The sequence below is a fragment of the Stenotrophomonas sp. YJH_SMC_82 genome (assembly GCF_059368875.1).
The window spans coordinates 967,820-990,786 of the sequence record NZ_JCAFSE010000001.1 but is presented as its reverse complement, the minus strand read 5'-3'; the positions used below and the strand labels follow the sequence as shown (position 1 = coordinate 990,786).

Sequence of the window (22,967 nt, the reverse complement as noted above, 5' to 3'; positions counted from 1 at the left end):
TCTCCTGATCAGTTGGTCTTGGGGCGAACCTGGATGTGCACTTCGGCCAGCTGCGCGTCGACGATCGGCGACGGCGCGTCGGTCATCAGATCCTGTGCACCGGTGGTCTTCGGGAACGGGATGACGTCGCGGATCGACTCGGTTCCGGCCATCAGCGCGGCGATGCGGTCGATGCCGAACGCGATGCCACCGTGCGGCGGCGCGCCGTAGTTCAGCGCGTCGAGCAGGAAGCCGAACTTGGCGCGGGCCTCTTCGGCGCCGATGCCCAGCAGCTCGAACACCGCGCTCTGCATGTCCGGACGGTGGATACGGATCGAACCGCCGCCGATTTCATTGCCGTTGAGCACCATGTCGTAACCGCGCGAGACGGCGGTACGGGCATTGGCGCGCAGGTCGGCGATGTCGTCCACGGCCGGCGCGGTGAAGGGGTGATGCAGGGCGACGTAGCGCTGTTCTTCCTCGTCCCACTCGAACATCGGGAAGTCGGTGACCCACAGCGGTGCCCAGCCGTCGGCGACCAGGCCAAAGTCCTTGCCGGCCTTCAGGCGCAGCGCGCCCATGAAGTCGGAGACCTTGTTGTAGCCACCGGCACCGAAGAACACGATATCGCCGTTGCCGGCACCGACATGGGCCACCAGCGCCGCGAAGCGCTCTTCGCTGAAGAACTTCTGGATCGGCGAGCTGACTTCGCCGTTGTCGGCGATCTTGATGTAGGCCAGGCCCTTGGCGCCGTACTTGGCGGCATGCGCGGCGTACTCGTCGATCTGCTTGCGGCTCAGCGCCGCGCCGCCCGGGATGCGCAGCGCGGCGACGCGGCCTTCGGCATCGTTGGCCGGGCCGGTGAACACGGGGAACTCGCTGTCCTTGACCAGTTCAGCCACGTCGACCAGTTCCAGCGCGATGCGCAGATCCGGCTTGTCCGAACCATAGCGACGCATCGCCTCGGCCCAGGTCATGCGCGGGAAGCTGGCATCCAGCTCGACATCGACCACTTCCTTGAAGATGGCGCGGATCATGTCCTCGACGAAGTCCTGCACATCGCGTTCGCGGACGAAGGCGAACTCCATGTCCAGCTGGGTGAATTCCAGCTGGCGGTCGGCACGCAGGGCCTCGTCGCGGAAGCAGCGCGCGATCTGGTAGTAGCGGTCGAACCCGGCCACCATCAGGATCTGCTTGAACAGCTGCGGGCTCTGCGGCAGGGCGTAGAACTCGCCCGGATGCATGCGCGCCGGCACCAGGAAGTCGCGCGCGCCTTCCGGAGTGGCCTTGGTCAGGATCGGGGTCTCGATGTCCTGGAAGCCCTTTTCGTCCAGGTGGCGGCGCAGCGCCTGCACCAGCTTGATGCGGGTGCGCTGCATGCGCTGCATTTCGGGGCGGCGCAGGTCCAGGTAGCGGTACTTCAGGCGGGTTTCCTCGCCCGGGTTCTCGTGGGCGTGGAACGGCAGCGGGGCGGCCTTGTTCAGCACGGTGATGGCGGTGGCGATCACTTCCACCTTGCCGGTGCGCATCTTGTCGTTCACCGCGTGGCGGGCGCGCACGACGCCCTCCACCTGCAGCACGTCCTCATAGCCCAGCGACGCGGCCACGGCGAACACGTCGGCGTTGTCGACCTCCACGGTCACCTGCACGATGCCTTCATGATCGCGGAGATCGATGAAGCAGACGCCGCCCTGGTTACGGGCCACGTCGGTCCAGCCGGCGAGGGTGACAGTCTGGCCAATCAGGGTCTCGTCGACCAGGCCGCAGAAGTGGGTACGCATGGGGGGAAGCTCCGCTGGAGAACGCCGGCACCGGATGGGGGCCGGAAAGCCTCGTATTCTGCGGCCGAGGCCCCGGCCGGGGCAAATCCGGGCAGTCACGCCGGCTTGATCGCCCCGGTCCCTATAGTCGGGCACCTGCCACCGTATGGGATGCCGCCATGAAATCGTTGTCCCTGGCCAGCCTGGCCGTGACCCTGAGCACTCTGGCCGTGCTCGCCCTGCCCTCTGCTCCGGCCGCTGCGCAGGACGGGGTGATCCGCTGCGAAAGCCAGAACAACCGTGAACGTGTCTGCAGCACCGGCTGGCGCAATGCGCAGCTGGTCCGCCAGCTGTCCGGCAGCGCCTGCGACGAGGGCCGCACCTGGGGCAGCCGCAATGGCAGCATCTGGGTCAGCAATGGCTGCCGCGCCGAGTTTGTTGAAGCCCGCGGCGGCTGGGGCGGTGGCAATGGCGGTGGCTGGGGCGGCAACAACGGCCGTCCCGGCGAAACCATCCGCTGCGAGAGCCAGAGCAACCGTGAGCGCAGCTGCCCGGTCGGCTGGCGCAACGCCCGCCTGGTCCGCCAGCTGTCCGGCAGCCCCTGCGATGAAGGCCGCACCTGGGGCGTGCGCAACGGCGCGGTCTGGGTCAGCAACGGCTGCCGCGCCGAGTTCGCCGAGGCCCGCGGCTGGGGCGGCGGCGGTGGCTGGGGCGGCGGCAACAGCAATTATTCGATCACCTGCAGCAGCAACAACAACCGCACGCAGAACTGCGACTGGGATGAGCGCCAGGGCCGGCCGGTGCTGCAGCAGCAGCTGTCCGGCAGTGCCTGCCAGGAAGGCCGCAGCTGGGGCTATGCACGCGGCCAGGTGTGGGTGAGCAACGGCTGCCGCGCACGCTTCAGCGCGCGCTGAGCCCCGGGGTCGGATCCCTGGCCGACGGCCAGGGCTCTGACCCGTGGGTTCATGCAGTGACCGGGTCGGACCCTCCGCAGGAGGGATCCGACCCGAAGATCAGGGTGCCGGCGCCTTCTCGTCGCCCCACGGTGCGGGCGGCAGCTCGACCGGCTTGCTCAGGTCGAACTTCACGCGGAAACGGCGGCCTTCCGGGCGCGTCAGTTCGTAGACGAACGTCTGGTCGGGGTCGATCTCCATCGCCCAGGTGTTGTGCGTGGAGGCCAGCATGTCGGCACGACGGAACATCGCCACCGAATCGGAGTCGGCTGGGAACCGCTGGCGCTCGGCGGTGCCCGGTGGCGTGCTGTCGCCGCCATAGAGGGTGATCGCGTCGGGGCTACCGTCTTCGTGGCGATGATCGTGTTTCAGGCGCAGGCCGTTTTCGGTGCGGGTCAGCACCCAGGTGCGCGAATGGTCATCCCCCACATGGAAGGGAATCCGCAGTTCATGGGCGGGGTCGGCACAGCCGCGCACATGCATGACCAGGCGCTGGCCGGCGAACGGGTCCTTGCCGGTCGGTGCCGGCGTGTCCTCCACCACCCGGCCCTCATAGGCCTGGCCGCAATGCGCGGCGATGGCAGCCATGAAGGCATCGGCCGGTGCGGTCGCCAGATCATGCGCGACCGTATCGGAACGCTGCGAGCAGGCAGCGAGGCTGAGCAGGAGGGCGGAAGCGGTGACAACGGCAGGCAGTTTCATGCCCCAACCCTAACGGCCATGGCCGACGGGCGCAAACCGCGCGCGGCAACCGGTCAGCGTTCGGCGATGTGAGGTTCCGGCCGCGTCTCGGTGGCCGCTACCGGCGCGGACTCGCCCTCGCCCGCCGGCTCCTGCTCCACCGGATCGACGTCGAAGGGTGTGCGGAACACCAGCGACGGCAACAGTGTGGTCAGTGCGGCGTACAGCAGCAGCGCGCCGAACAGCACCGCCGGAATCTGGAAACGCTCGCGCATGATCGCCGCCAGCACCAGGGTGAAGATCAGGGTCGGGGCCAGCGCCAGCGAGACGCGCAGGCTGCTGCGGAAGCTCTCGCCGAACATCACCCGGCGCTGCAGCCAGACCACGCCGATGCGCAGCGGCAGCACCACCAGGGTGATCACGATGCCCAGCCCCAGCGCCTCGAAACTGAGGGCTTCGCTGGGCACCTTGGTGCCGGCATTGAAGAAATAGAATGGCACGAAGAACGAGGCGAACAGGCGCAGCGCGTGCAGGTTCTCGTGCGAGGCCAGCAGCGGCATGCGCTGGTGCAGCAGGCGCGCGACCAGGCCGGCGATGAACGCGCCCACGAGGTAATACACGCCCAGCAGATAGGTGATGTACGCCGCCACCATGCCGACCATCACCAGCAGCGAGAACTCCGAGCCCGGCGCGTGCGGCGCCACCCAGCGGCCCAGCGCGATGAACAGCAGCGGCAGGCCGATCATCATCGCCAGCAGGGCCAGGCTGGACAGCGCCATGTGGCCCGGGTCGCCGGCCTGCAGCACGATGAACAACGCCGCCAGCGCCAGCAGTTCGCCGGCGATGGCCTTGCTGGTGACCCAGAACCGCTCGTCCTCGCTCAGGCCCAGCCGCGACAGCGAATCCATGATGAAGCCGGTGGAGGGCGTCAGCAGCGCCAGCGCCAGCAGCCCAGCGGCCTGCCATGGCAGCCCCGCATAGCGCCAGGCCAGCCAGCCCACGCCGAACAGCGTGCCGGTACGGATCACCAGGTGCGCCAGCAGCGGCCACATGCCACGCCGCAGCGCCTGCAGATCCACTTCCAGGCCCGCGAACAGGAACAGCGAGGAAATGCCCAGCGTGGCCAGCAGGCCGATCACCGCGTCGTGTGCCTGGTCGCCCAGCCAGAGCATGCCGATGATGCCGAACAGCAGGCAGGTCAACGGTGCCGGCAGGCTGAAGCGCTGCAGTGCGCGCGGGATCACCAGCAGCGCGAAGATCAGCAGCAGGTAGATCAACTCATGGCTCATCGGGGTCTTCCGTGGGGTTCGAACGCGCGCAGGATGCGCGTGCCCGACCGATCCGGCAAGCCATTTCCCAATGACCCCGGTTACCTCATCCGATCATCGCATCGGCCAGCGCCCCCACCCGTGCAAGCACTGCTGCGCGCTGGTCGTCATCGACCGATGCGCCCTGCAGATAGGCGGTGACCACCCACGCGGTGCCGCCCGCATGCGGCCACAGCACGGCGATGTCGTTGCGCGTGTCATCACCGTTGCTGCCGGTCTTGTCCCCCACCCGCCAGCGCTTGCCCAGCCCGGCGCGCAGGCAGGCATCGCCGGTTTGGTTGTCGATGAGCCAATCGGCGAACTGCCGGCGCGATGCAGGCTGCAGGCCATTGCCCACCGCGAAGCGGGCCAGGCTGGTGGCCATCGCGGCCGGGCTGGTGGTATCGCGCGGGTCTCCCTTCGCGAACAGATTCACGTCCGGCTCGTTGCGGTCATTGCGGGTAATGCTGTCGCCCTGCCCGCGCAGGAATGCCGTCAGCGCCGACGGCCCGCCCACCACCTCCAGCAGCAGGTTGGCCGCCGTGTTGTCGCTGGTGGTCAGCGTGCCCCGGCACAGGTCGCGCACGGTCAGATCCTTGCCCACGTGGCGGCGCACCACCGGAGCGTAGGACAGCAGATCCTTCCCGGCGATGGGCACACGGGTGTCGAGCGAAACGCGGCCTGCATCGGCAAGGCTCAGCACATGGGCGACCAGCATCGACTTGAACGTGCTGCACATCGGGAAGCGCTCATCCTGCCGATGCCCGCCGATGCGACGGCCGTTGCCGGTGTTCAGCACGGTGACACCCAGGCGGCCACCGCTGGCTTTCTCCAGCGCGGCGAAATCGGCGGCGCCGGCAATGGCGGCGTTCGCGGCGGGTATGCCAGACGAGGCGGAAACCGGTTGCGCCAGCGCCGGGGCAAGCAGCGAGGACGCAACGGCAGCACCACTGAACTGCAGGAATCGGCGACGGGCGAGCATAGGGGTTCTCCTGGTGACCGCTCGATTATTGGCGCCTCCCCTGCAGCCGACCAGCGCGAAAAATCAAGGCAAGCCATAAGTGGAATTCATGCCTGTCGCGATCAACTCATTGAGATTTACGAAATTCCTCATTGAACGAGTACGATCAGCCATCATCCTGGCTCACGGCTTTTCGATGTTGCACCCTACCCTGCCGCTGAACGCGCTGCGCGCTTTTGAAGCCGCCGCCCGCCACCAGAACTTCACCCGTGCCGCGCTCGAGCTGTGTGTCAGCCAGGCCGCGCTGAGCCATCAGATCCGTGGGCTGGAGGACCGGCTTGGCATCCGCCTGTTCCATCGCCTGCCACGCGGCGTGGCGCTCACCGATGAAGGGGCAGCGCTGTACCCGGTGCTCAACGAAGCGTTCGAGCGCATTTCCGCCAGCATCGCGCGCTATACCGGTGGCCCGGCACGCGAGGTGCTGACGCTGGGCGTGGTCGGTACCTTCGCCACCGGCTGGCTGCTGCCACGGCTGGCGGCGTTCGAAGCCGCGCACCCGGACATCGAGCTGCGCCTGCAGACCCACAACAACCGTATCGACCTGGCCGGCGAAGGGCTGGACCTGGCGATCCGCTTCGGCGATGGCGACTGGCAGGGCCAGGCCTGCACGGCAATCCTCGATGCGCCCTTCGCACCGCTGTGCGCCCCCGCATTGGCGCGGCGGCTGAAGCAACCGCGCGACCTCGCCACACTGCCGTTGTTGCGTTCCTACCGCAGCGACGAATGGCCGCGCTGGTTGCAGGCGGCCGGGGTGAGCGGCGTGGAAGCCCGCGGGCCGGTGTTCGATTCCTCACTGACGGTGGCGATGGCCGCCGCCGGGGGCGCCGGCGTGGCCTTGCTGCCCTTGTGCATGTTCGAGCAGGAACTGGCCGAAGGCCGCCTGCTGCAGCCCTTCGGCACCACCTTGGAGCTGGGCCGCTACTGGCTGACGCGGCTGCGCTCGCGCGCCGAGCGCGAACCAGCCAAGCGCTTCCGCGAATGGCTGCAGGCGCAGGGCACGTAACAAAAAAGGGGACGGAGGGGATTAAGTCGTTTGTGGCACAAACGACTTAATCCCCTCCGTCCCCTTTTTTTTTGCGTGATCAGGACTCCAGCAGCTCCATCCACGCCGCTTCGGCTTTCTCCAGCTGCGCGGCGGTGGTTTCGCGGTCACGTCCGATCACCGCCATGCGGGTGGCATCGGCATAGTTGGCCGGGTCGGCCAGCTGGCGGTCGAGCTCGGCCAGCGCGCCCTCCAGTTCGGCCACCTTGGCCTCGGCAGCCGCCAGCTTGTGTGGGTTCACCGGCTTCTTCTGCACCACCTGCGCCACCGGTGCGGTCTTGACCACCACCGGCTCTTCCACCTGCTCCATGCGCGCCTTGGTGCCCTGCGCCTGCGGGCGGGTGCGCAGCCACGCGGCGTACGCGTCCAGGTCGCCATCGAACGGTTCGACCACACCATCGGCCACGCGCCAATAGGTATCGCAGACCAGGCCGATGAGGTGGCGGTCATGCGAGACCATCACGATCGCGCCTTCGAAGGTGGCCAGCGCTTCGGCCAGTGCTTCGCGCATTTCCAGGTCAAGGTGGTTGGTCGGTTCGTCCAGCAGCAGCACGTTCGGCTGCTGCCAGGCGATCAGCGCCAGCGCCAGGCGCGCGCGCTCGCCACCGGAGAAGCCATCAACCGGCTCGAATGCACGATCGCCCGGGAAGTTCCACTTGCCGAGAAAATCGCGGAAGGACTGGTTCGGTGCGTCCGGGGCGATCTCGCGGAAGTGCTCCATCGGCGATTGGCCTTCGTGCAGCGATTCCACGGTGTGCTGGGCGAAGTAGCCGATCTTCAGGTCCGGGTGCGCCATGCGCTCGCCGACGATCGGTGCAAGTTCGCCCACCAGGGTCTTCACCAGGGTGGTCTTGCCCGCACCGTTCGGGCCGAGCAGGCCGATGCGCTGTCCCGCTTCCAGGCCGAAGCCGACGTTGTGCAGGATCACCGCGTCCTTGCCGTAACCGGCCTCGACGTGGTTCAGGCGGATCAGCGAGAACGGCAGCTTGGCCGGCGGCGCGAACTCGATGCGGAACTCGCGCTCGGCGCGCACCGCTTCGGTGCCGGCCAGCTTGGCCAGGCGCTTCATGCGGCTCTGCGCCTGCGCAGCCTTGCTGGCCTGCGCCTTGAAGCGGTCGATGAAGCTCTGCAGGTGGGCGCGCTCGGCCTGTTCCTTCTCGTGCGCGATCTGCTGCTGGCGCAGCTGTTCGGCGCGCTGGCGCTCGAAATCGGTGTAGCCGCCCGGGTAGAGCTTGGCGCCGCCGCCATGCAGGTGCAGGGTGTGGGTGGCCACGTTGTCGAGGAACTCGCGGTCATGCGAGATCAGCAGCAGGGTGCCGGGGTACTTCAGCAGCCACTGTTCCAGCCAGTACACCGCGTCCAGATCCAGGTGGTTGGTCGGTTCGTCGAGCAGCAGCAGGTCGCTGGGCATCATCAGCGCGCGGGCCAGATTCAGGCGCACGCGCCAGCCACCGGAGAACGAGGACACCGCACGGTGGTGCGTCTCGGCAGGGAAGCCGAGGCCGTGCAGCAGCTTGCCGGCACGCGCTTCGGCGTCGTAGGCCCCCATCTCGGCCATCTTGGTGTGCGCGTTGGCCACCGCCTCCCAGTCTTCGCGCGCGGTCGCCTCGGCCTCTTCGGCCAGCACCGCGGCCACCTCGGTATCGCCGCCCAGCACGAAGCTCAGCGCCGGATCCGGCAGCGACGGGGTTTCCTGGGCCACGCTGGCGATGCGCACCTTGCCGGGCAGGTCGACGTCACCCTTGTCGGCCTCCAGCTCGCCCTTCACCGCCGCGAACAGGCTGGACTTGCCAGCACCGTTGCGGCCGACCACACCTACCCGGTAACCGGCGTGCAGGGTCAGGTCGACATTGGACAACAGCAGCCGCTCGCCGCGGCGCAAGGCGAAATTACGAAGGGAGATCATCGGGGGAGGGGTCCATATAACCGGATGGAATGTGCTGGTGAGCACTGTTCCTGCGACGCAATTCTAGCGTTAACGAATACTTGACGCGTCCCGGGATGCGCAGTGGCCGACGTTCCTCTCTCCCACGTCCCCGCCGCGCGCGTCCCGGGGTCCCTTCCTGCCAGCGCTGATCCGGGCTAAATGGTTGCTGCTGCAACGTTTTTTCTGACGCCTGGCATTTGACAGGCACTGAATATCCCGTTAATTGCTGTATTGCGCACCGCAACAACCGCCGTCCGCCTCACGCTCGTGATGTCGATTCCGGTGCCGCCCCCGCCAACCGGAGCCCATCCCGATGACCCGCAAGACCCGCCTGATCGCCGCCGCCGTCGCTGTCGCACTCGGTGGCTCTCCGTTCGTCGCCGCTGCACAGCAGGCCGGCACCGCCGCCAACACCCTGGACACGGTGATCGTCACCGGCACCCGCGTGGCCGACCGCACGGTCGCCGAATCGCAGTCGCCGATCGACATCATCACCCCCGAAGTGCTGCAGTCCACCGGTACCAGTGAACTGGCCACCGCACTGTCGCGCGCCCTGCCCTCGCTGAACTTCCCGCGCCCGGCGCTGACCGACGGCACCAGCGGCGTGCGCCCGGCGCAGCTGCGCGGCCTGTCGCCGGACCAGGTGCTGGTGCTGGTCAACGGCAAGCGCCGCCACACCTCGGCGCTGATCAACGTCAACGGCAGCATCGGCCGTGGCTCGTCGGCGGTGGACATCAACGCGATCCCGATCGCCGCGATCGAGCGCGTGGAAGTGCTGCGCGACGGTGCCTCGGCGCAGTACGGCTCGGACGCCATCGCCGGCGTCATCAACATCGTGCTCAAGGGCAGCGGCAGTGGCGGCAGCCTGGCAGTGGACTACGGCCAGTACTCGGCCGGCGACGGCAACAAGTACCAGCTGTCCGGCGACACCGGCGTCGAGTTCGGCAACGGCCGCGGCCGCGTGCACGTGGCCGGCCAGATCAGCCAGCAGGACGAGAGCAACCGCGCCGGCCCGTACCGCGGCACCACGCCGAACACCGGCAACTTCCCCAGCATCGGCCAGAAGACCTTCATCGTCGGCGACCCGCGCGTGGATGCCACCGCGGCCTCGGCCAACGCCAGCTTCGACTTCAGCGACCACGTGACCGGCTACGCCAGCGCGCTGCTCAGCAACCGCGACATCACCTCGTTCGCGTTCTACCGTTCGCGCAACCACAGCGGGCAGAGCGCGCTGCTGGCGCAGACCTACCCGGACGGCTACGTGCCGGAGATCAACCAGTATTCCAAGGACCGCTCGCTGGTGGCCGGGGTCAAGGGCAACACCGACAACGGCTGGACCTGGGACCTGAGCCTGAATCACGGCGAGAACACCCTGGACTTCCACACCCGCAACAGCATCAACTACAGCCTGGGTGCGACCAGCCCGCGCTCGTTCTACGACGGCACGCTGAAGTACCAGCAGGACATCTTCAATGCCGACCTGACCAAGTCGCTGGACTGGGGCCTGGCCTACCCGGTCACGCTGTCCTTCGGCGGTGAGTACCGCAAGGAGAAGTGGGACCAGAACCCGGGCGAACTGAACTCGTACACGGGCAGTGGCGCGCAGGGCTTCGGCGGCTTCACCCCGACCAATGAAGTGCATGCCGACCGCCACAACTACGCGGTCTATGCCGGCCTGGAAGCGGACCTGACCGACAAGTTCTCGGCCGGCATCACCGGCCGCTACGAAGACTATTCGGACTTCGGCGACCGCTTCTCGGGCAAGCTGTCGGCGCGCTACGCGTTCACCGACAAGGTGGCGCTGCGGGCCACCGCCTCCAGTGGTTTCCGCGCGCCCTCGCTGGCGCAGCAGGGCTACCAGGCGGTGACCAGCCAGTTCCTCAATGGCGTATTCGTCGAGCGCGGCACCTTCCCGACCACCAGCCAGGCCGCGCAGGCGCTGGGCGCCTCGCCGCTGAAGGCCGAGACCTCCACCTCCTACAGCCTGGGCCTGGTGCTGCAGCCGGTCGACCGCCTGTACATCACCGTCGATGCCTACCAGATCGACATCGATGACCGCATCGCGCTGTCGTCGAGCATCACCACCAATGCCGCGACCAGCGCGCTGCTGGGCACCCTGGGCCTGCCGCAGGTGACCGCGTTCTCCTACTTCACCAACGGCCTGGATACGCGCACCCGCGGTGTCGACTTCGTCTCCAGCTACACGGTGCCGTTCAGCGCCAGCAGCCTGGAGCTGACCGCGGCATACAGCTACAACGACACCGAAGTGCGCCGCGTTGGCGGCACCCCGCCGGTGTTCGGCACGCTGGGCCTGACCCAGTCGCTGATCGGCCGTGATGAGATCGGTCGCATCGAGGACAGCTACCCGCGCGACAAGGCGATCCTGAGCGGCACCTGGCGTTCGGACCACTGGGAGCTGGGCCTGGCCGCCACCCGCTACGGCAAATTCACCGTGCGCAACTCGGCCACCGCGCTGCGTGACCAGACCTACGGCGACGCCTGGGTGGTGGATGCCTCGGCCAGCTACAAGCCCAGCAACAACTGGACCCTGACCGTGGGTGCCGACAACCTGCTGGACAAGTACCCGGACCGCACCGAAGACCTGCAGAACTCCACCTTCGGCATGCTGCCGTACAGCAACTACTCGCCGTTCGGCTTCAACGGCGCGTATGTGTACGGGCGGATCAAGTACACCTGGTAAGGGGTAATGGGTGCGCCGGGCCCTGCCCGGCGCTGCTCCACACACCCGCCCGCGGCCTCGGGGCAGGCGCGGCCCTGACCGTATACCGTTGCCAGCTCCTGCACCCGGTTTCCAGGCTGTGCTCTGTTGCACGCGCCTCATAGGTCGTCCCGTGCATAATCAGCGGACCAACGAAGGAGCCGCTCCGTGACGAGAGCCTGCATCACTCGCCGCCATGTGTACGCTGCGCTCGCGTGGGTTGCGCTGGCGGCCCCCCTGTCAGGGTGTTCAGGAGATCACGTGAAACCCAGCTATTCCAAATCGAGCCTTGAGCCGGTCGTCGTCACCCAGCTCTCCGCGTCGAAGCTCCAGGTCCAGTTCAATGAACCGATGGAAAGCATGTATTACGCGGCAGGGATGAGCTATGTCGTGGAAGGGGACACCATGAAAGTCGTTGTTGATCGCTGCCCCATATCCGGCCAATGCACAACCATGCTGCGGCGCGACGTGAAGCCCGGACCTGCTGGCCCGGCCCGTCAGGAAATTCCCTTGATGGCGCCGCGCGTGGTGATGCTGTACGCCGATGGCGAAACACAGATTTTTCCGTAAGGGCATCCCATGAGCGACAAGGTCGTCCTCGGCATCCATAGTCACGTAGACCCCAATACACAGGGGTCGTTCAATCAGTTCGTGGACGGCCACGCCTGGATCTCGGTGACGCGAAACGGCCATACGGCGTTCCATGGCCTGTGGCCAGACAACCATCCACTCGTTGAGGACAATGGCCCAGGTTCGGACATCCGCGAAGGCATGGAAGCCCGGGCCACACCTTCGGCCTCACGCTATTACGAATTGACTCCCGAGCAGGTCAAGCGACTTGACCAGGCCTTGGGCGAAAATGTCACCTGGTCATATGGCAATACCTGCGCATCGTGGGCGACCAGTACCGTGAACAAGGTTACCGGGCAGTCCCTGGATGCAGGCGAACTGCTGTTCACCGATACACCGCGGGAGCTGATCGAGTCCATTCGCAAGGCAGAGCGCGTGCGGCCCACCAGTCCTTCGCAGCCGCAACCGGCAGCCGAACGGCCGGAAACCAGCATCCCATCGCTGAGCGATGCCTCGGCATCGCTTCACCAGCAGGCCTTCGCCGGCGTCCACGCGCTGGACGCATCGTTGGGTCGCGCATCTGATGAAGCCAGCCAACGCATGGCGGCCAGCCTCACCCAACTTGCCCGGGCACAAGGTCTGGAACGGATCGACCATGTGGTATTGGGCTTGCCGGCTGGTCAGCCCCCAAGGCCGGAGAACATCTTCGTCATTCAAGGAGCCTTGGATGACCCGGGCCATCTGCGTGCCCACATCAACATTGAAACGGCCCTTCAGCCACCCGTTGCGGAGTCGCTGCGGCAGATTCATCAGTTGGACAAGCAGCTGGCCGCCTCGCCGCAGCAGGCCGAGCCTGCCCTGGAAGAGACCCAGCGCCGGCAGATGGTGTGATCATCGACGGCTACGCCTGGAGCCCCCCCATAGGTAGGCACCATTCGGCCCGTCAGGGCCTGCCATCTCTCAACAAGGCTTGATATCTGGCCCGTACAAGCCGCCCACGCAACGATCCGATACGCTGGCCAGGTTTGCCGTATGTGACCGCATCGGTGAAAATCGGGGCATCCCCCGATTGCCTGCGAGTGCCGATGCACCATGACACCGACCTGATCAACATCGTTGCCGTTGGCCTGGGGCTCGCCTTCATCTTCGGCGCGCTGGCCAACAAGCTCCGCTTGTCTCCCCTGGTCGGTTACCTGGTTGCTGGCATCTGCGTAGGCCCGTTCACTCCCGGCTTCGTCGCCGACCAGGCGCTGGCCAACCAGCTGGCCGAACTGGGCGTCATGCTGCTGATGTTCGGCGTCGGCCTGCACTTCTCGCTGAAGGACCTGATGGCGGTCAAGGCGATCGCCATTCCCGGCGCCATCGGCCAGATCGCGGTGGCCACCCTGCTCGGCTGGGGCGTGGCCTCGCTGATGGGCTGGCCGGCCATCCATGGCGTCATCTTCGGTTTCTCGCTGGCCACCGCCAGTACCGTGGTGCTGCTGCGGGCGATGGAGGAACGCCGCCTGCTGGAAACGATGCGCGGCAAGATCGCGGTCGGCTGGCTGATCGTGGAAGACCTGGCCTGTGTGCTGGCGCTGGTGATGATGCCGGTGATGGCCGGTGTGTTCGGTCCTGACGCGGCCAAGGAATCGCACTCGCTCGGCAGCGTGCTGGCCGACATCGGCTGGACCTTCGTGCAGCTGGGCCTGTTCGTGGCGGTGATGCTGGTGGTCGGTCGGCGGGTCATCCCGTGGATCCTCGAGCGCATCGCCGGTACCGGTTCGCGTGAGCTGTTCACCCTGTCGGTGCTGGCGATCGCGCTGGGCGTGGCGTTCGGCTCGGCGATGCTGTTCGGCGTCTCGTTCGCGCTGGGCGCGTTCTTCGCCGGCATGCTGCTCAACGAATCGGAGCTGAGCCACAAGGCCGCGCATGATTCGTTGCCGCTGCGCGATGCGTTCGCGGTGCTGTTCTTTGTGTCGGTCGGCATGCTGTTCGACCCCAACATCCTCGTCCAGCATCCGTGGCAGGTGCTGGCCACCGTCGCCATCATCATGTTCGGCAAGTCGGCGGCGGCATTCTTCATCGTGCGTGCGTTCGGCCACCCGACCAGCACCGCGCTGACCATCTCGGCCAGCCTGGCGCAGATCGGCGAGTTCGCCTTCATCATCGCCGGCCTCGGCGTGGCGCTGCAGATCCTGCCGAAGGAAGGCCAGTCGCTGGTGCTGGCCGGCGCGCTGGTGTCGATCATGCTCAACCCGCTGGTGTTCGGCCTGCTGGACCGTTGGCAGGCCAAGCAGGAGCAGTCTCCGCAGGTACCCGAGCCGCCCGAAGCGATCGGCCCGTCGCGCGACCTGCATGACCACGCCATCGTGATCGGTTACGGCCGCGTCGGCAGCGAACTGGCGCAGGTGCTGCGCGACCGTGGCGTGCCGGTGCTGGTGATCGATGACAACAAGGAACACGTCGAGCAGGCACATGCCAAGGGCCTGGCGGCGATCCGCGGCAGTGCCGCCGCCGACCGGGTGCTGGCCGAGGCCCATCCGGAGCGCGCCAAGATCGCGGTGCTGGCGATTCCGCAGCCGCTGGAAGCCGGTGAGGCGCTGGCCAAGCTGCGGGCGATCAATCCGGACCTGACCCTGCTGGCGCGCGCGCACAGCGATGCCGAGGTGAAGCATCTGCTGGAGCACGGCGCCGATGGCACGGTGATGGCCGAGCGCGAGCTGGCGTATTCGCTGGCGGAGATGATCATGTCCACGCCGCCGTACCGGAACCTGGGGCAGCACAGCATTCCGGTGGTGTGAGGGGTGTGCGTGCGGCAGGGCTTGCAGCCCTGCACCTGCCGAAACAACGGCAACGGCAAAAGCGGGCATAGCGTGGGATGGCGGGGTGGGTCCGATTGCGGGAGACGCCGTAAACCCTTCCATGGGGGCTTGGCCGCGGCATCCATGCCGCGGACACTCCCGCAACCGGACCCACCCCGCCTTCGACAGTTCCCCGCTGCTGTTGGTGGATGTCGACCTTGGTCGACACGGCGGCGCGCGGGGTCAGATCCGTTTTCCACAGGAAAACGGATCTGACCCCGGAAACAAAAAATCCCCGGTCGACCCGCATCGACCGGGGATCTGGATCGCCACGTTGCCACGCCTTGGAGAGGCAGTTCCACCGTAACCCATCGCGGTGCCGGCGGTGATCGCCTGTGGCGATGACGACCAAGCGCGCAGCTATCAGGCGCCGGCCAGGGCCTGTTCCAGGTCCGCGCGCAGGTCGCCAATGTGCTCGATGCCGATCGACAGCCGCACGGTGTCCTCGCTGACACCGGCCTTGGCCAGCTCCGCTGCATCCAGCTGGCGATGCGTGGTCGAAGCCGGATGGGTGGCCAGTGACTTCGCATCCCCCAGGTTGACCAGGCGGGTGAACAGCTTCAGCGCATCGAGGAAGCGGGCGCCGGCCTCGCGCCCACCGGGCAGACCGAAGGTCAGTACGCCCGAGCCGTGTCCACCCAGATAGCGCTGCGCGGCGGCATGCTCGGGGTCGTCGGCCAGTCCGGCGTAGCGCACCCAGGCTACCCTGGCATGCGCCTTCAGGAACTGCGCAACGGCCAGCGCATTGGCATTGATGCGTTCCATGCGCAGGGCCAGGGTCTCGATGCCCTGCAGGATCAGGAACGCGTTGAACGGCGACAACGCAGCGCCCGTATTGCGCAGCGGCACCACCCGCGCGCGGCCGATGTAGGCCGCTGGCCCCAGGGCTTCGGTATAGACCACGCCGTGGTAACTGGGGTCGGGCTGGTTGAGCCGTGCGAAGCGTTGGGGCTGTGCGGTCCAGTCGAAGTGGCCGGAATCGATGATCGCGCCGCCCAGGCTGTTGCCGTGTCCCCCGAGGTATTTGGTCAGCGAATGCACCACGATGTCGGCGCCGTGCTCGAACGGGCGCAGCAGGAACGGCGTGGCCACGGTGTTGTCGACGATCAGCGGCACCCCGGCGGCATGCGCGACCTCGGCGATGGCGGCGATGTCGGTGACATTGCCGCGCGGGTTGCCGATGGATTCGACGAACACCGCCTTGGTGCGTTCGTCGATCAGCGCGGCGAACGCGGCCGGGTCGGCCGGGTCGGCGAAGCGCGCCTGGATGCCGTACTGCGGCAGCGTGTGCGCCAGCAGGTTGAGGCTGCCACCGTAGAGCGCACTGGAGGCGACGATGTTGTCGCCGGCCTCGGCGATGGTCTGGATGGCATAGGTGATCGCGGCCTGCCCCGAGGCCAGCGCCAGCGCGCCGATGCCGCCTTCCAGCGCGGCCAGGCGCTGCTCCAGCACGTCGGTGGTGGGGTTCATGATGCGCGTGTAGATGTTGCCCGGAACCTTCAGGTCGAACAGGTCGGCGCCGTGCTGGGTGTCATCGAAGGCATACGCCACGGTCTGGTAGATCGGCACCGCCACCGCGCGGGTGGTCGGGTCGGGACGGTAACCGCCGTGCACGGCCAGGGTTTCCAGTTGCCACTGCGGGTCGCTCATTGCACCAGGCTCCATCCGGGAAACCGCCACCATAGGCCAGCCAGGGCCGCCTGCTGAAAGCCGCTGGCGATGACGTCCGTACCCGCGGTTATCAGGTTGGCCGCGATTCAGGCAGTCGTCATGGGGCGTTGCTAGGCTGCGCCGCCGGGCGCTCCTGCCTGGGAACGGAGGCCCCACGCATGCAGCCATCCCCCTGGACTCCCCCTGCCAGCAGTTCGCCCACGTCGGTCCTGCTGGTGGAGGACGACCGTCGCCTGGCCGAACTGGTCAGCGACTATCTCCACGAACATGGCTTCGCCGTGCAGCACGTGGCACGCGGCGACCTCGCCAGCGCCGCCTGCCGCCAGCATGCACCGGAACTGGTGGTGCTGGACCTGATGCTGCCCGGCCTGGGGGGCATCGATGTGTGCCGGCAGATCCGCAGCTTCTCCGATGTGCCGATCCTGATGTTGACCGCCTGTGAGGACGACATCGAGCAGGTGCTGGGCCTGGAATCGGGTGCCGATGACTATGTGCACAAGCCGATCGAGCCACGCCTGCTGCTGGCCCGCCTGCGCGCCCTGCTGCGCCGCCGCCACGGCAGCAGCAATACCGGCACGCCCAGCCGGCTGATGCATGGTGAGCTGCTGATCGATCGCATGCAGCGCGAGGTGCACCTGCACGGCCAGCCGGTCGAGCTGGGCACCACGGAATTCGAGATCCTGTGGCTGCTGGCCAGCCAGCCGGGGCAGATCCTGTCGCGCGACCAGATCCTGCAGGCGGTGCGCGGCATCGGCTTCGACGGTCTGGACCGCAGCGTCGACGTCTGCATCGGCAAGCTGCGCCGCAAGCTCGGCGACGATGCGCGCGAACCGCGGCGGATCAAGACCGTGTGGGGGCGCGGCTACCAGTTCAATCCTGCGGCCTGGTCGGAATGAAGCGGCTGTTCCTGTGGCTGTGGTTCATCACCGGCGCCTGCTTCCTGGTGTCGGTGTTCTTTCTCAACCACATCCTGGATGGCATCTACACGCCCGTGCAGGATCGCGTGTTCGTGCAGCAGGTGCGCGGGCAGGTGTACGCCCTGCGCAGTGGCCTGGCCGGCCTGGACGCCGTCCAGCAGCGTGAGCGCCTGCAACAGTGGCAGCCACACTACGGCATCGCCCTGACCCTGCTCGACAAACCTCCCGCGCTCGACGCGCAGGAACAGGAGGCCGTGAAGGCCGATGGCTTCGTCGTGCGCGATCAGTACCAGCAGGTGCTGCTGCCCATCGACGGCATCGGCGGCCGCTGGCTGCACCTGCGCCTGCCCGGCGCGGTGCAGATGACGACGTACATGACCATCGCCGCCTACCTCAGCATCCTGCTGCTGGTGGGCGCCAGCCTGTATGCCTGGGTGCGCCTGCTCTGGCGCGACCTGGAAGCACTGCGCCGGCACGCCGACCGCATCGGTTCCGGCGACCTGCAGGCACGTGCGCAGGTTTCGCCCCGCTCGCAGATCCGGGTCATCGTCGAACACTCCAACCGCATGGCGGCACGCGTGGCCGAACTGGTGCAGCGCCAGCGCGACCTGACCCATGCCATTTCGCACGAACTGCGCACGCCCATCGCGCGCGTGGCCTTCGGCCTGGACCTGATGCAGGACAGCGATGACCGCGAACGCCGCGCACGGCTGGCGCAGGGCCTGCACGGCGACCTGGCCGAGCTCAACCGGCTGGTCAGCGAACTGCTGGCCTACGAACGGCTGGAGCATCCCAGCGAGGGCGAACCGATGCAGCGCATCGAAGCCAACGACTGGCTCCAGGCCTGCCTGGCCGATGCCCGCCGCGATGCCGAACGTGCCGGCATTGTCCTGCGCGTGCAGCCCAGCGCGTTGCCGCGAGTGGATGCCGAGCCACGCCTGTTGCAGCTGGCGCTGAGCAACCTGGTCGGCAATGCGCTGCGCCACGCGCGTTCGCAGGTGGAGGTCTCGCTGGTCGGTATCAGCGGCCGCGCCTGCCTGCGCGTGGACGATGACGGCCCGGGCATCGCCGAAGCCGATCGGGAGAAGGTGATGCGCCCGTTCACCCGCCTGGACGACAGCCGCAGCCGCGATACCGGCGGCTTCGGCCTGGGCCTGGCCATTGTCGGCCGCATTGCAGCCCGCCACGGCGGCGAGCTGCGCATCAGTCGCGCCACGCTGGGCGGCGCGCGCCTGGAAATGCACTGGCCGCTGGCTGCCAGCTGAACGCCCAAGGGCGCGATTACAGTTGATTACAACTCCCGCACAACTGCGGACGGATCGGTCGCCGGCATATCGCCACGCTGGCAACCCTGCAGCACTCGCCGGATGCGCGCGCTGCTTTCCTCCCATTGCCGAGAGTTTCCATGTCCCAGCTTCGCCGTTCCCCCGCCCTGCTCTGCCTGGCCGTGTTGCCGCTGTTCGCCGCCCCGATCGCCCACGCCAAGGATGACCACTGGACCTTCGAGCTCGCCGCCGGTGGCGGCGTGGCACCGCGTTACAGCGGCAGCGAGGAGTATCGTGCGACGCCGTCGCTGTCCTTTGATGTCACCTCGCCAGGGGGATGGTTTCTGGGCACCAGTGGCATCGGCTGGGGCACCTCCCTCGGCGAGCACACGCGCGTGCGTGCCTATGTCGGCGCCAGCGGCATCCGCAAGGACAAGGACTCGCTGCTGGGCGGTTCGGACTTCCTGCGCGGCATGGGTGATATCGATACCCGTCCCCTGGTCGGCGTCTCGGCTGGTTATACGCTGGGCGAAGCCGTGCTGAGCGGCTCCTGGCAGTTCACCCGCAAGGACGAGGACAAGGCCGAGAACGGCCTGGCCACCCAGCAGATCCATCTGAACCTGAGCATGCCGCTGTTCGACCTGGCCGGTGGCGTGGTCAGCGGCAGTGTTTCCACCGACTACGGCAACCGCGGCTACATGCAGACCTGGTACGGCGTCAGCCCGGAACAGGCCAAACGCACGGGCTTCGCCGAGCACAGGCCTAAGGCCGGCCTGGTCAGTGCCGGTGTCGGCCTGAAGTGGAGCCACCGCGTGGGCCGCAACGGCAACTGGTACATCTCGGCCGAAGGCACGCGCCTGCTCGGCGATGCGGCCAACAGCCCGATCGTGCAGAAGGCAAACCAGTTCGGGCTGATGAGCGGTTACACCCACCGCTTCTGATGCATGAAGGGCGCCGCTGGGCGCCCTTTCCCTCTGCGGTCAGCGGCAGGCCGGTGCGTCGCCGTTGCCGCACAACCCGACCTCGCGCAGCCAGCCGATCCACTGCACGACGTCCTCCTTCTCCGGCTCGGAGCGGAACGACTTCTGCACGGTGTGGAAGCCCTGCCTGCCCTGCACGCCCTTGATCCAGGTGAACTCCGGCTTGCCTGTCCCCGGATTCCGCGGGCAGCTGAGCATCAGCAGCGCGAAGGGCCGTCCCCCTTCTTCACCTTCGCGGATCCAGTGGCTCTGCGCCGCCGGACAGGCGATGCGCCACCCCGCCTCGATGATGCCGAGGAACTCACGCGGACTCACATGGCCACTGTTCGGCGCATCGTTGACGGTGACCATGTCGGTCCAGTCGTGCACGGTCTGGCCCTGTGGCACGTACTCGGTGATGCGGTTGCCTTGCGCGTCGGTGCTCTGGTGGGCCTGCTGGTAGCCCTTCATCGGCGGCAGCTGGACCTGTTCGGCGGCCGCGGCGTGTCCACAAACAGCAGCCAACGCCAGCGTCATGCAGAGTGAAGCCCTGCGGGCAACGTCCATGCGGTTCTCCTCATCCTTGCGAAAGTGAAACAGGACCATCGTGCGCTGCCAAGGCTCGGATGGCGCCCCAGCCATGGCCGGGGCGCCACCGGTTCAAGCCTTGGCGAACACCAGGCGACCACCGTCGTTGCCGACTTCGATGGTATCGCCGTTGACGAAGGCGCCGGACAGGATCTGCTGCGCCAGCGGGTTTTCCAGCTGCGACTGGATCGCACGCTTCAACGGGCGCGCGCCGTACACCGGATCGAAGCCGACGTTGCCGAGCAGGTCGAACGCCGCATCGGAGACCGCCAGCTTCAACCCGCGCTCGGCCAGCCGCTTCTCAAGCCCGCGCATCTGGATGCGCGCGATCTGCTTGATCTGCTGCTTGTCCAGCGGGTGGAACACCACGATGTCGTCCAGGCGGTTGATGAACTCCGGACGGAAGTGCGCCTGCACCACGCCCATCACCGCTGCCTTCATCTGCGTGTAGGCCTCCGGGCTGTCGTCGGCGCTCATGTCCTGGATCTGGTGCGAGCCCAGGTTCGAGGTCATCACGATGACGGTATTTCGGAAGTCCACGGTGCGGCCCTGGCCATCGGTCAGGCGGCCATCGTCCAGCACCTGCAGCAGGATGTTGAACACATCCGGATGCGCCTTCTCCACTTCGTCCAGCAGGATCAGCGAATACGGGCGACGGCGCACCGCCTCGGTCAGGTAGCCGCCTTCCTCGTAGCCCACGTAACCCGGGGGGGCGCCGATCAGGCGGGCGACGCTGTGCTTCTCCATGAATTCGCTCATGTCGATGCGGATCATCGCGTCGGCGCTGTCGAACAGGAATTCGGCCAGCGACTTGCACAGCTCGGTCTTGCCGACGCCGGTCGGGCCTAGGAACAGGAACGAGCCGGCCGGACGGTTCGGATCGGACAGACCTGCACGCGAACGGCGCACGGCATCGGAGACGACCTTGATCGCTTCCTCCTGGCCGACCACACGGTTGTGCAGCACTTCTTCCATGCGCAGCAGCTTGTCGCGCTCGCCTTCGAGCATCTTGTTGACCGGAATGCCGGTCCAGCGCGACACGACCTCGGCGATCTCCTCGTCGGTGACCCGGTCCTGCACCAGCTTGAAGTCCTTGTGCTCGGCTTCCTGGGCCGCGGCCAGCTGCTTTTCCAGCTGCGGCAACAGGCCGTACTGGATCTCGCTCATCTTGGCGAAATCCTGGCGGCGCTGCGCGGCTTCCAGTTCCAGCTTGGCCTGCTCGACCTGCTCCTTGATCTTGGTGGCGCCCTGCAGCGCAGCCTTCTCCGACTTCCAGATTTCATTGAGGTCGGAGAACTCGCGCTCCAGCCCGTCGATGTCGTTCTCCAGGTCGGCCAGGCGCTGCCGCGAGGCTTCGTCCTTTTCCTTCTTCAGCATCTCGCGCTGGATCTTCAGCTGGATCACCCGGCGTTCCAGGCGATCCAGCTCCTCCGGCTTGGAGTCGATCTCCATGCGCAGGCGCGAGGCCGCCTCGTCCATCAGGTCGATGGCCTTGTCCGGCAGCTGGCGATCGGTGATGTAGCGGTTGGACAGCGTGGCGGCGGCCACGATGGCCGGGTCGGTGATCTCCACCCCGTGGTGCACGGCGTACTTTTCCTTCAGCCCGCGCAGGATCGCGATGGTGTCCTCCACCGACGGCTCACCGACGAACACTTTCTGGAAGCGGCGCTCCAGCGCAGCGTCCTTCTCGATGTACTTGCGGTATTCGTCCAGCGTGGTCGCACCGATGCAGTGCAGCTCGCCGCGCGCCAGCGCCGGCTTCAGCATGTTGCCGGCATCCATCGCGCCGTCGGCCTTGCCCGCGCCGACCATGGTGTGCAGTTCATCGATGAACAGGATGATCTGGCCTTCGTTCTTGGCCAGGTCGTTGAGTACACCCTTCAGGCGCTCCTCGAATTCGCCGCGGAACTTGGCCCCGGCGATCAGCGCGCCCATGTCCAGCGACAGCACGCGCTTGCCGCGCAGGCCCTCGGGTACTTCGTCGTTGATGATGCGCTGGGCCAGCCCTTCCACGATCGCGGTCTTGCCCACGCCGGGTTCGCCGATCAGCACCGGGTTGTTCTTGGTCCGGCGCTGCAGCACCTGGATGGTGCGGCGGATTTCCTCGTCACGGCCGATCACCGGGTCGAGCTTGCCGCTCTCGGCCCGCGCGGTCAGGTCGATGGTGTACTTCTCCAGCGCCTGCCGCTGCTCCTCGGCATTCTCCGACTGCACGTTCTCGCCGCCACGCAGCTTGTCGATCGCCGCCTGCAGGCGCGTCTTGTCGGCACCAGCGGCGCGCAGCGCCATGCCCAGCGTGCCGCCATCGTCCAGCGCCGCCAGCACGAACCACTCGCTGGCAATGAAGGCGTCCCCGTGCTGCTGCGCCAGCTTGTCGGTCTGGTTCAGCAGGCGCCCCAGATCGTTGCCCATCGAGACGTTGCCGGCCTGGCCGGATACCTTGGGCAGTGCGTCCAGCGCCTCGGTCAGGCGCTCGCGCAGCACCGGCACGTTCACCCCGGCCTGGGCCAGCAGCGGGCGCGTGCTGCCACCCTGCTGGTCCAGCAGCGCGCTGAACAGGTGAACCGGTTCGATGATGCTGTTGTCGCGGCCCACGGCCAACGACTGTGCGTCTGCCAGCGCCTGCTGGAAACGCGAGGTGAGCTTGTCCATCCGCATTGCGAATCCTCATCGGTCTTCAGGGCCGGCCTGGGCCGGCAATGCTGGAAAGATGCGGTTGCCCCACCCGGTTTCAAGGGTGGCTGCGACTGCACCCCGGGGCCAGT

Annotated in this window: 17 protein-coding genes; 9 read left to right on the top strand and 8 right to left on the bottom strand. The window is 67.2% G+C overall.

Annotated elements, in window-relative coordinates; translation table 11 throughout:
• Positions 1–8: 8 nt before the first annotated feature.
• A complete protein-coding gene (aspS, locus tag AC5P53_RS04400; protein WP_111206115.1) occupies positions 9–1,760 on the bottom strand; it encodes an aspartate--tRNA ligase in 1,752 nt (583 codons plus the stop codon).
• A gap of 158 nt (positions 1,761–1,918) precedes the next feature.
• On the opposite strand from aspS, the gene AC5P53_RS04395 reads away from it, so the two are divergent.
• A complete protein-coding gene (locus tag AC5P53_RS04395) occupies positions 1,919–2,653 on the top strand; it encodes a DUF3011 domain-containing protein (protein ID WP_032958942.1) in 735 nt (244 codons plus the stop codon).
• Positions 2,654–2,752: 99 nt separating this feature from the next.
• Here AC5P53_RS04395 and AC5P53_RS04390 read toward each other — a convergent pair whose 3' ends face one another.
• The 3 genes from AC5P53_RS04390 to blaL2 form a co-directional block, all read right to left on the bottom strand.
• Entirely contained in the window at positions 2,753–3,394 is a 642-nt protein-coding gene (locus AC5P53_RS04390) for a hypothetical protein (RefSeq protein ID WP_014648171.1), read from the bottom strand.
• Positions 3,395–3,447: 53 nt separating this feature from the next.
• Complete coding sequence (locus AC5P53_RS04385) at positions 3,448–4,662, bottom strand: cation:proton antiporter (RefSeq protein WP_032958940.1); 1,215 nt, start codon at positions 4,660–4,662, stop codon at positions 3,448–3,450.
• An 85-nt stretch (positions 4,663–4,747) separates the two neighbouring features.
• A complete protein-coding gene (gene blaL2 / locus AC5P53_RS04380) occupies positions 4,748–5,662 on the bottom strand; it encodes a L2 family extended-spectrum class A beta-lactamase (protein WP_049440342.1) in 915 nt (304 codons plus the stop codon).
• Positions 5,663–5,837: 175 nt separating this feature from the next.
• Between blaL2 and ampR the strand changes: the two genes are divergently transcribed.
• Positions 5,838–6,704 carry a LysR family transcriptional regulator AmpR gene (ampR, locus tag AC5P53_RS04375; protein ID WP_049440344.1) on the top strand — a complete coding sequence of 289 codons (867 nt, stop codon included), beginning with the start codon at positions 5,838–5,840 and terminating at the stop codon, positions 6,702–6,704.
• 79 nt (positions 6,705–6,783) lie between these two features.
• Here ampR and AC5P53_RS04370 read toward each other — a convergent pair whose 3' ends face one another.
• Complete coding sequence (locus AC5P53_RS04370) at positions 6,784–8,649, bottom strand: ABC-F family ATP-binding cassette domain-containing protein (protein ID WP_014648175.1); 1,866 nt, start codon at positions 8,647–8,649, stop codon at positions 6,784–6,786.
• A 334-nt stretch (positions 8,650–8,983) separates the two neighbouring features.
• Between AC5P53_RS04370 and AC5P53_RS04365 the strand changes: the two genes are divergently transcribed.
• The 4 genes from AC5P53_RS04365 (at position 8,984) to ybaL (ending at position 14,742) form a co-directional block, all read left to right on the top strand.
• Positions 8,984–11,371, top strand: coding sequence for a TonB-dependent receptor (locus tag AC5P53_RS04365; RefSeq protein WP_241887047.1), 2,388 nt, complete (start codon positions 8,984–8,986; stop codon positions 11,369–11,371).
• 279 nt (positions 11,372–11,650) lie between these two features.
• On the top strand, positions 11,651–11,959 hold the full coding sequence (locus tag AC5P53_RS04360; protein WP_005418535.1) for a hypothetical protein: 309 nt from the start codon (positions 11,651–11,653) through the stop codon (positions 11,957–11,959).
• A gap of 9 nt (positions 11,960–11,968) precedes the next feature.
• Positions 11,969–12,850 carry an XVIPCD domain-containing protein gene (locus AC5P53_RS04355; RefSeq protein WP_169410657.1) on the top strand — a complete coding sequence of 294 codons (882 nt, stop codon included), beginning with the start codon at positions 11,969–11,971 and terminating at the stop codon, positions 12,848–12,850.
• 194 nt (positions 12,851–13,044) lie between these two features.
• Complete coding sequence (gene ybaL, locus AC5P53_RS04350) at positions 13,045–14,742, top strand: YbaL family putative K(+) efflux transporter (RefSeq protein ID WP_041863753.1); 1,698 nt, start codon at positions 13,045–13,047, stop codon at positions 14,740–14,742.
• A gap of 423 nt (positions 14,743–15,165) precedes the next feature.
• On the opposite strand, the gene AC5P53_RS04345 is transcribed toward ybaL, so the two are convergent.
• Positions 15,166–16,452: an O-acetylhomoserine aminocarboxypropyltransferase/cysteine synthase family protein gene (locus AC5P53_RS04345; protein WP_049440347.1), complete on the bottom strand. Its 1,287-nt coding sequence runs from the start codon at positions 16,450–16,452 to the stop codon at positions 15,166–15,168.
• Between the two features lie 179 nt (positions 16,453–16,631).
• Between AC5P53_RS04345 and AC5P53_RS04340 the strand changes: the two genes are divergently transcribed.
• The 3 genes from AC5P53_RS04340 (at position 16,632) to AC5P53_RS04330 (ending at position 19,596) form a co-directional block, all read left to right on the top strand.
• Positions 16,632–17,369, top strand: coding sequence for a winged helix-turn-helix domain-containing protein (locus tag AC5P53_RS04340; protein WP_014648178.1), 738 nt, complete (start codon positions 16,632–16,634; stop codon positions 17,367–17,369).
• Complete coding sequence (locus AC5P53_RS04335; RefSeq protein ID WP_049440348.1) at positions 17,366–18,655, top strand: ATP-binding protein; 1,290 nt, start codon at positions 17,366–17,368, stop codon at positions 18,653–18,655. Before AC5P53_RS04340 ends, AC5P53_RS04335 begins: the two co-directional genes overlap by 4 nt.
• Positions 18,656–18,795: 140 nt before the next feature.
• Entirely contained in the window at positions 18,796–19,596 is an 801-nt protein-coding gene (locus AC5P53_RS04330) for a MipA/OmpV family protein (RefSeq protein WP_046432175.1), read from the top strand.
• A gap of 39 nt (positions 19,597–19,635) precedes the next feature.
• Here the strand turns inward: AC5P53_RS04330 and AC5P53_RS04325 are convergent, their stop codons facing one another.
• Positions 19,636–20,181: a hypothetical protein gene (locus tag AC5P53_RS04325; RefSeq protein ID WP_227864321.1), complete on the bottom strand. Its 546-nt coding sequence runs from the start codon at positions 20,179–20,181 to the stop codon at positions 19,636–19,638.
• 93 nt (positions 20,182–20,274) lie between these two features.
• Positions 20,275–22,860: an ATP-dependent chaperone ClpB gene (gene clpB, locus AC5P53_RS04320; RefSeq protein ID WP_012481080.1), complete on the bottom strand. Its 2,586-nt coding sequence runs from the start codon at positions 22,858–22,860 to the stop codon at positions 20,275–20,277.
• Positions 22,861–22,967 lie beyond the last annotated feature (107 nt).